The sequence below is a fragment of the Streptomyces sp. NPDC004542 genome (genome assembly GCF_040610035.1).
Classification (GTDB): domain Bacteria; phylum Actinomycetota; class Actinomycetes; order Streptomycetales; family Streptomycetaceae; genus Streptomyces.
Genome location: NZ_JBEXLP010000156.1, coordinates 1 through 9,054, shown reverse-complemented (window position 1 = coordinate 9,054; position 9,054 = coordinate 1). Strand labels below are relative to the sequence as shown.

The following is a 9,054-nucleotide window of genomic DNA, read 5'->3' as shown; positions in this document are numbered from 1 at the left end:
GACGCGGAGACGTACCCGGCATCGGGTGTCTGCCAGATCAGGGACGGCGGCATCGGCGAGCCCTACGCCAAGGGCAAGTCCGACGAGACGCCACCTTGTGGGGTGAAATACCTGCGCTCCTCCGGCGACGGCTCCTACCCGCTGAAGGCCACCATCACCTGGAAAATCCACTGGACGGGCAGCGACGGCAAGGGTGACACCCTGCCCGACGGCACCTTCGGCGCGACCCAGAATGTCGTGGTGCAGGAAATCCAGGCCGTCAACCGGTAACCACGCTCGAGTGGCTGGGAGAAGCGGTGGCCAAGTCGCTGCACCGGCCCCGCCCAGGGACGCTGCTTGGTGCTCGCTTTCATCCCAACGAGGCTGAGCAGGGCGGCCGTTCCACGTTCGCGCGTCTCAGTCTCACGTGTCCCTACCGCCACGCTGCTCTTCACCTGGGCACTCCAACGGTGACAGATCAGGCCGCTCTGGTTCCCCAACTGGCAGCCTGGATACGGTATCGACTGCTTCGCTCATCCCGACCGCCTCACCAGGAGCCCACCGTGACCCGCCGCCGCCGCCTGATCTCGACAGCAGCCGCCGGAGCGATGGCCGCGCTTCTCCTCGCCGGTTGTGGCGGGGGTGGGGGCGGCGGTTCGAAGGGCAACGACAAGATCGCGGGCGCGGACACGGGGGGCTCGGCTTCAGCTTCGCCGAGTGCCTCGGCGTCGAGCTCGGCCAACCGGCCCGTGATCACGTTGCCCTCGGACGTCAAGGACAAGTACGAGAGCTGGAAGACGGGTAACGAGATCAAGGACGCCGTTCTCGTGGATACTGCCGCGCGCATCGACGCGACGAACGACGCGATCTTGCGCGGCGAAACCAGCGCACCGGGTCTCTCGTTCTACTACCGGGACAAGGCATTGACCGACGCCGTGGCCTGGGTGCAGGCGTACCTGGACGCCAATCTCTCCTTCACGGGAACCACTCGCTACTACGCCCCCAAGGTCACACTCTCCGGTGACGCAACTGCGTCCGTCGTCTACTGCTCCGACGAGAGCAAGGGATTCAATAAGAGCCGCAAGACCAAGAAGGTCGACAGGACTCCCTTGAAGCAGAGCCCGTACGTGCTGTACAACACGCGCCTCGAGAAGAACAAGAACGGTGTGTGGCAGACCACGAACCTGATCTCCAAGCGGGGGGACAAGACATGCGCTGCGTGAGCGGATGCAGGCGGGGTTCGCTGTCGTTCGCACTGGCAGTTGTGTGCGTGACTGCATTGGCTGGCACCGCCGATGCCTACGGACCGGGGGACGGGCAGGGGGCATCGTCGTCGGTTCCATCCGGTAAATCGGACGGAAAAGGCGCACTTTCCGCCACCGCTGGTGCTGTGGTTTACGACCTGTCCAAGAACGGCTCGGGCGAGTCCGCAGGTTCAGTGAGCTCCACGACGGCGTGGACACCACCGGCTTGCTACTACGCGCCCAAGTTTACTCCCGATCAACTCAAGGCATACCTAGAGCCGACCTGGGAGGCGGATTCCACCGGTTACGAGTGGGATGCCCAGCAGCGCGACAGATACGTCAATGGCCACCCGTACAAAGAATTCAACAAGGACAAGGCCGACAAGGGCTATTGGTGGGACTCGTACGTCACGCGGGGCCGCGAAGGTGACTCGGATTCCCTTGACTGCACCAAGCCCATTTTCTGGGTGGACACCGGTGACGACCCGCCGGCTGACGTCCCTCAAGCCGTCACCTCGAAGGTCTTCGCTGAGCTGGCGTACAACGAAATCCATGTCCCCGGTACAAAGGTGACGCTCGCTCCGGCGAACACCACGAAGGTGAACCTCCCCACGTGGGCATGGCTGGACGGCGCCAGGTTCAAGCCGGTCTCCGTCACCGCCTCGATCCCGGTACTGGGCATCTCCGCGACGACGACCGCTGAACCGGTGTCCCTGAGGATCGCCCCAGGTACGTCGGACGCGGAGACGTACCCGGCATCGGGTGTCTGCCAGATCAAGGACGGGACGATCGGCGAGTCCTACGCCAAGGGCAAGTCCGACGAGACGCCACCCTGTGGAGTGAACTACCTGCGCTCCTCCGGCGACGGCTCCTACCCGCTCAAGGCCACCATCACCTGGAAAATCCACTGGACCGGTACCGGCACCACGGGTGGCGACCTGCCTGACGGCACCTTCGGGACCACCCAGAATGTCGTGGTGCAGGAGATCCAGGCCGTCAACCGGTGACAGAGGGCGCCAACGCGCAGCCCGCCCGCCCCCTCACGTAGGGGCGAGCGGCCGCCTGGGTCGACGAGCGGATAACTCGACCCAGGAGGGTTGAACACGTGGCAGACCAGTTGTCCGTCGACGACGACGAGTTGAAGCACTTCATGAAGTTGCTGAACAAGTCGAGCGGCTCGCTGAAGGGCCTGCGCAAGGCGCTCGGCGACGCCACCGTCACCGGCCTCGGCACGGAGGACCTGGACTCCGCCTGCGAGGACTTCCAGCTGGACTGGAAGCGCGGCACCGAGCAGATCGGTGAGCAGACCGAGAACCTCGCGGAAATCATCGGCCAGAGCAGGGACAGCTACCGGGAGGTCGACAAGGCGCTGGAAGCGGCGCTGGAAAAGGGCAAGCACCGCAAAGGTGGGAGCGGGCGGTGACGACGGCTCCCGGTAGCGAGGCGAACCCGTACACGCACCTCGGCTTCAATCCGACGCCGGGGAACACGGACACGGTGCGAGACCTGCACAAGAAGCTTGCCTCCTGCGCGAAGGTCCTCGAGGAGACGCACGGCCTCGTTACCAGGCTGATGGACGGCAGCTACTGGCAGGGTGACGCGGCGGTCGCCTTCCGGGAGGAACTCCAGGGCGGCCCGCTGGCCCTCAACCTCAAGAACGCCGCACACTCGATCCGCAAGGCGGCCCGACAGCTCAACGACTGGGAGGGCGAACTCGATGACTTCCAGCGCCGAGCCGGGCGGCTGAACAACGATGCGAAGGACGCGCGGGACGCCCTCGACAAGGCGAAGAGCGCACCTGTCCCGGACAAGAAGGGCTCCCGCCAGGCCGACACCGAGAAGGCCCCGGACCTCGTGAACACAGCGGTCGAAACCGCCCAGGCCGACCTCGACAAAATCATCGCCAAGGCGAAGAAACTGGCCGCGGAACACGAGGAGAAGGCACGGCAGAGAGCCGGGAAAATCCGCGACGCGACGAGGAAGCTGGCACCTCAGGAGCCGGGAGCTTGGGACAAGTTCACGGACTGGTTGGATGACAACCTGCCAGACATCCTCAGCGGTGTGGCTGCGGTTTTGGGCGTGATCGCGATCTTTGCGACAGGACCACTCGCTGTTCCACTGCTCATGGTGGCTGCAGCGATGCTCAGCGGAACCGCTCTCGCTCTGCGGTTGCAGGACGACGAGGTCTGGGCTTCCCTCAAGGACGGAATGATGAAAGGTGAGTTCGATGTCGACTTCTGGAGCAACGCCATCTCGGTCGCCGGAGATGCACTGGGCGTCGTGCCTGGGCTTGGCGCGGTGGCCAAGGGGCTGATGAAGGCTCCCGAAGCGCTGAGTGCCGCTGCGCGATCCGCGGAGGGCGGACTTGCCCTGGGCCAGAAGGTTGCCACGGTTGGTTCTACGATCCGGGACGAGGCGGTGGCTATCTCCGATACGGAAAGTCTCCTGCAGCGGGTGAACGTCTTCGGCGCGCGTACGAGGGATGTGCTGCCGGTGGTGGAAAGAACCGCGACCTGGCTCGGAGCCGGCACGGCCGTGTACGGGGTGGCCGGCAGCCTTTACGATTCGATGGGCAGCGACAGCGGTGCAGCCAAAGCTGTCACGTTCACGCTGGACGGCCTTCGGACCGGAACAGTCGATGGATCGGCTACGATCGGAATTTTACATTACCTCTTCAGGGGGGTTGCGGTCGCGTCATGAATTCGGAAGCGATCGTCATCGACCAGTCCGTCCGGATGCTCGATGCCGATATCTGGTTCGCGTTACCCGCGGGGTTCTTTCCGTTGCCGCTCAACGAGCTCGTCCAATCAGGGCACGCACCTGAGGTCGCGGAAAGTGCGCATCCACTGCGTGCACTCGTGGAAGCGCTGAATTTTACCGACGAGCATCAGCTACTTGTCCCGTTGTTTGCGCCGATTCTGCGCATGTCTTATGTGCTGGCGCGCAGCGGTGTGGTTCACTTTTCAGTGGGTCTGCATCGTGATGACAAGGGTGACGGATCCTTGCTGCCCTCTCTCTTCACACTCGGGTGGTCTGAGACTGCCTGGGCGCCACGTGGCGTGACCGCCGCCCGAACCGCCGCAGGATTGCTGGACGCCCGTCATGTGGAGCTTCTCGATCTGCCTTGTGGTCCGGCATCCCTTGCGGAGACTCTGATGAGTGTCCAGGTTGCTGACGCACCGCAGGAACTGCTTCAGCTTGCCGTGCACGTTCCATACCCGGACGCGGCGAAGTTGGCTGTACTGACTCTTTCAACGCCCGCAGTGCACCATGCTGACCACTACCGCCACCTACTACGGGAGGTGGCTCGCATGGTCACTTTCAAGAACCCGCTACTTGTGGACGAGGATGAGGCGTGACATGGAGCTTGCGCGTGACCCCGCCGCGGCTGCCTCTGCCTGGGAAGATTCTGCTACGCAGGCTGCTTGCGCAAAGTTACTGACCTTCGCTGTTGTAGGTCAGGTTGTTTGGCCTGCCGTATGCGTTGGAGGCTTCGTTATCATGCTCCTCGTCGGGCAGTGGGCGATGTGGTTCATTCTTCCAATTTTCCTGTACTCCCTGTATCGCGCGTTTCTTCAGCGTCATTATATTAATTCGGCTGTGCAGGCGCGGCGAGTTCTGAAAGTGTATCCATGGCAGGTGTACAGAATGCCTGAAAGTGGTATCGGGCAGATCCCCGGAGCAAAGCTTGGTGACGTCTGGATTTCCTTCCCGAATCCGGATCAGCCGGAGAAGGGCGTGCCTGTCGTCCTTCACGGCCATGCGCGGTCTGTCTGGTGGCGTCGTCGCCTCGGACGAGGGTACGAGACGGGAAAGACAAGTCAAGTGGCCAAGGTTTGGTTCGCTGGTGATCCGCGATTCGCCGGGGTCATCGCGGTTCCTGGCCCTAGACGCTTGTTCCTGCTGTATCAGCTAGCAGCCGGACATGCGGGAAATGGCGGCGAGCGAGTTGTTTCTCCTAAAGCGATCGAGCGTGCACGTCGCGCTGGGATCCGCGCAGTTCCCTGATTTACGGGACTGCCGCAGGCTTATATATAAGGCCTCGTAGGTCCTCCAAGGTTGGGCCAAATCCCCGTCACGCGGGGAGCTTCGGCTGCCTTGGGGGTGGGGTCGGGTGGAAGACTGGGCGGGGTTGCGTAAGTGAAGAGAGTGAAATGGCCGTCGATGGGGAGCAGGTGCGGTGGGTAGGCGGCAAGTGCGGAAGATGTTGCAGTTGATGGCCGGCGGGGGGCCCGTTGAGGTCAGCCATGCGATGGGCTCCGTGAAGAAGCTGGCCCGGCTGGCCTTCGTGGCGCAGCAGTTCGGGTACGAGTACGCCGACGCCCGGTACACCGGGTCCCGGAACAACGTGCTCAAGCTGGTCATCGTCCCCGACCACAGCCCGCAGGCCCGGGCTCGGGCCGCGCAGAACTGGGCACAGTATCCGAACGCCATGGACGGGGTCTCGCTCCCGCCCGTCGTGCCCGACGCGCTCGAACTGCTCAAGGCGCAGATCCAGTTCGACCTCACCGGCAAGAGCGCCGAGAAGCGCTTGGCCTACGGGGTGGTGGGCATCACCGTCGGGCTCGTCCTCTACGCCGTGCGGAAGGGGGGAGGGGCCTTCCACTTCGCCGTGGCGGGCGGCGCTTGGGTCATCTTCATGGCGATCATGGGCCTCGGGTTCCTCGTCACCCGGCGGCGCAACGCGAAGTTCGCCCGTCGGCTTCAGGCCGCCGGATTTCTTCCCGTGAGGGAAGAAGGCGGGCGGGTGCGGTATCTGTCGCCCGGTGCGCAATATCCGTCCGGGGTGCGCATGCCCCAGATGGGGATGGGCGTGGGGGCGCCGGTGATGCCGCAGGCGGGTCCGCCGCCGGTCCAGCTGCCGGTGCAGGGCGCGCCTTACAGTGGTTCCGGTGCGGTTTCCGGGCCTTACGGCCATCCCCAGCAACCGCAGCCCCACCCCGCCTGGCAGCCACCGCAGCCCTGATCCCGCCCCGGGGGTCTCCCTGTCGGTGGCCGGCTCCCGCACGGCCGGTGCCCGCGCAACCTCTCATCCCGTCTCCGCGTGGGGTGAGAGCAACGTTCCCTTGCGGTCACCCGCAGCCACAGGGCGGAAACGCGTCCTCCCTACCTTCGGGACTCATCACCGCTCATCACCGTGAGCAGCATCGAGCCCCGGAGCACCGTGGAGGCGTCATGACAGCCCCTAGTACGGCACCCGCACCCCCGAGCAGGGGCGGCCGCTGGATCCAGCAGTGGGATCCGGAGGACGAGACCTTCTGGAACGAGACCGGCGAGAAGACCGCCAAGCGGAACCTGCTGTTCTCCGTGCTGTCCGAGCACATCGGGTTCTCGATCTGGACCCTGTGGTCGGTGCTCGTGCTGTTCATGGGCCCGGAGTACGGGCTGACCCCCGCCGACAAATTCCTGCTCACCTCGATGGTGACCCTGGTCGGAGCCGTCGTCCGCGTCCCCTACACCTTCGCCGTCGCCCTCTTCGGCGGGCGGAACTGGACGGTCATCTCCGCGAGCCTGCTGCTCGTCCCGAGTGTCGCGGCCTTCGCCGTGATGAAGCCGGGTACCTCCTTCGACACCTTCCTGCTGATCGGGCTCCTCGCGGGCGTCGGCGGCGGCAACTTCGCCTCCTCGATGACCAACATCAACGCCTTCTTCCCGCTCCGCAAGAAGGGGTGGGCCCTCGGCCTCAACGCCGGCGGCGGCAACATCGGGGTGGCCGCCATCCAGCTGGTCGCCCTTGCCGTCATCGGCGCGAACGGTGGGCCGCGCGTGCTGCTCGGGATCTACATCCCGCTCATCGTCGTCGCCGCCGTCCTCGCCGCGCTGTTCATGGACAACATCGAGAACGTGAAGAACGACACCGGCGCGGCCAAGGACGCCGCGAAGGACGCCCACACCTGGATCATGTCGGTCCTCTACATCGGGACCTTCGGCTCGTTCATCGGCTACAGCTTCGCCTTCGGGCAGGTGCTGACCAACCAGTTCGGGCGTACCCCGCTGCAGGCCACGTACCTCACCTTCATGGGACCGCTGCTCGGCTCCCTGATCCGTCCGCTGGGCGGCTGGCTGGCCGACCGGTACGGCGGGGCGAAGATCACCCTGTGGAACTACGTGGCCATGGCCGCCGCCACGGCCGTCCTGGTCGCCGCCGGCATGCAGAAGTCGCTGCCGCTGTTCGTCGTCGCGTTCGTCGTCCTGTTCTCGCTCACCGGGATCGGCAACGGTTCCACGTTCAAGATGGTCCCGGGCATCTTCCAGACCAAGGCCCTCGCCAGGGGGCTGGAGGGGGAGGCGGCGGCCGCGTACGGGCGGCGGCTGTCCGGGGCCTCCATGGGGCTCATCGGCGCGGTCGGCGCGCTCGGCGGTGTGGGCATCAACCTCGCCTTCCGGCAGTCCTTCCTCTCCTACGGTTCCGGTACCGGCGCGTTCGTCGCCTTCATGGCCTACTACGGCCTCTGCTTCGCGGTGACCTGGGTCGTATACCTTCGCCGTCCGGCCGGCCAGGCCCGTGCCGTGGCCGCCGCCGAGGCGAAACCGCAGCTCAGCTATGCCGAGGTGTGACGTAACACCGGCGACATCAACCCGAACCGAGCCTGTCACGCGGCGTTGACAGGCTCGTTCGGCATGCAGGTCAGCTAGGAGAGCCATGTACGACGAACAGCAGCGACCGGACCACGGCCGGCCCGGCCCCCTCGCCGGGTTCACCGTGGGTGTGACGGCCGCGCGCCGGGCCGACGAGCTCGGGGCGCTGCTCCAGCGGCGCGGGGCGGCCGTGCTGCACGCGCCTGCCCTGCGCATCGTGCCGCTCGCCGACGACGGTGAACTGCTCGCGGCCACCAAGGAGATCATCGACCAGGTGCCGGACGTGGTGGTCGCCACCACCGCGATCGGTTTCCGGGGATGGGTCGAGGCCGCCGACGGGTGGGGGCTCGGCGAGCAGCTGATCGGGCGGCTGCGCGGGGTGGAACTGCTGGCGCGCGGGCCCAAGGTCAAGGGCGCGGTACGGGCCGCCGGGCTGACCGAGGAATGGTCGCCGTCGAGCGAGTCCATGGCCGAGGTGCTGGACCGGCTGCTGGAGGAGGGGGTCGACGGGCGGCGGGTCGCCGTACAGCTGCACGGTGAGCCGCTGCCCGGTTTCGTCGAGGCTCTGCGGGAGGGGGGAGCCGAGGTGGTGATGGTGCCGGTGTACCGGTGGATGCCGCCGGAGGACATCGGGCCCGTCGACCGCCTGCTGGACGCCGCCGTCACGCGCGGGCTGGACGCGCTGACCTTCACCAGCGCGCCCGCCGCCGCGTCGCTGCTGTCCCGGGCCGAGAAGCGGGGGCTGCTGGCCGAGCTGCTCGCGGCCCTCGACGGCGATGTGCTGCCCGCGTGCGTCGGGCCGGTCACCGCGCTGCCGCTGCAGGCGCGGGGCGTCGAGACGGTGCAGCCGGAGCGGTTCCGGCTCGGTCCCCTCGTCCAACTGCTCTGCCAGGAACTGCCGGGGCGGGCGCGCACGTTGCCGGTCGCCGGGCACCGGCTGGAGATCCGGGGGCACGCGGTGCTGGTGGACGGCGACCTGAAACCGGTACCGCCGGCCGGGATGTCCCTGTTGCGGACGCTGTCGCGGCGGCCGGGCTGGGTGGTGGCCCGGGCGGAGCTGCTGCGGGCCCTGCCGGGGGCCGGGCGGGACGAGCACGCCGTGGAGACGGCGATGGCCCGGCTGCGTACGGCGCTCGGGACGCCGAAGCTGATCCAGACGGTGGTGAAGCGGGGCTACCGGCTCGCCCTCGATCCGGCGGCCGACGCGAAGTACGCCGACGCCTGACGCCCGGCGCCGACGCCCGGCGCCGAC

9 protein-coding genes and 1 pseudogene are annotated in these 9,054 nt (G+C 66.5%); all 10 read left to right on the top strand.

Going from position 1 to position 9,054, the window contains the following annotated elements; genetic code table 11:
* Positions 1-270: pseudogene (locus ABZX30_RS37180) on the top strand (hypothetical protein); the annotation flags it as partial.
* 272 nt (positions 271-542) lie between these two features.
* Positions 543-1,202 carry a hypothetical protein gene (locus ABZX30_RS37175; RefSeq protein ID WP_355942615.1) on the top strand — a complete coding sequence of 220 codons (660 nt, stop codon included), beginning with the start codon at positions 543-545 and terminating at the stop codon, positions 1,200-1,202.
* Positions 1,203-1,249: 47 nt separating this feature from the next.
* Positions 1,250-2,230: a hypothetical protein gene (locus tag ABZX30_RS37170; protein ID WP_355942612.1), complete on the top strand. Its 981-nt coding sequence runs from the start codon at positions 1,250-1,252 to the stop codon at positions 2,228-2,230.
* Between the two features lie 98 nt (positions 2,231-2,328).
* Positions 2,329-2,646 carry a hypothetical protein gene (locus tag ABZX30_RS37165; protein ID WP_355942609.1) on the top strand — a complete coding sequence of 106 codons (318 nt, stop codon included), beginning with the start codon at positions 2,329-2,331 and terminating at the stop codon, positions 2,644-2,646.
* Entirely contained in the window at positions 2,643-3,923 is a 1,281-nt protein-coding gene (locus ABZX30_RS37160; protein WP_355942606.1) for a hypothetical protein, read from the top strand. The genes ABZX30_RS37165 and ABZX30_RS37160 overlap by 4 nt, the downstream gene beginning before the upstream one ends.
* A complete protein-coding gene (locus ABZX30_RS37155; RefSeq protein ID WP_355942603.1) occupies positions 3,920-4,582 on the top strand; it encodes a hypothetical protein in 663 nt (220 codons plus the stop codon). Before ABZX30_RS37160 ends, ABZX30_RS37155 begins: the two co-directional genes overlap by 4 nt.
* Position 4,583: 1 nt before the next feature.
* On the top strand, positions 4,584-5,231 hold the full coding sequence (locus tag ABZX30_RS37150; protein ID WP_355942600.1) for a hypothetical protein: 648 nt from the start codon (positions 4,584-4,586) through the stop codon (positions 5,229-5,231).
* A gap of 196 nt (positions 5,232-5,427) precedes the next feature.
* A complete protein-coding gene (locus tag ABZX30_RS37145; protein ID WP_355942597.1) occupies positions 5,428-6,189 on the top strand; it encodes a hypothetical protein in 762 nt (253 codons plus the stop codon).
* Between the two features lie 209 nt (positions 6,190-6,398).
* Complete coding sequence (locus tag ABZX30_RS37140; protein ID WP_355942594.1) at positions 6,399-7,781, top strand: nitrate/nitrite transporter; 1,383 nt, start codon at positions 6,399-6,401, stop codon at positions 7,779-7,781.
* A gap of 85 nt (positions 7,782-7,866) precedes the next feature.
* The gene (locus tag ABZX30_RS37135) at positions 7,867-9,027 is read left to right on the top strand and encodes a uroporphyrinogen-III synthase (RefSeq protein WP_355942591.1); all 1,161 of its coding nucleotides are present in this window, start codon (positions 7,867-7,869) and stop codon (positions 9,025-9,027) included.
* The last annotated feature ends 27 nt before the right edge of the window (positions 9,028-9,054 follow it).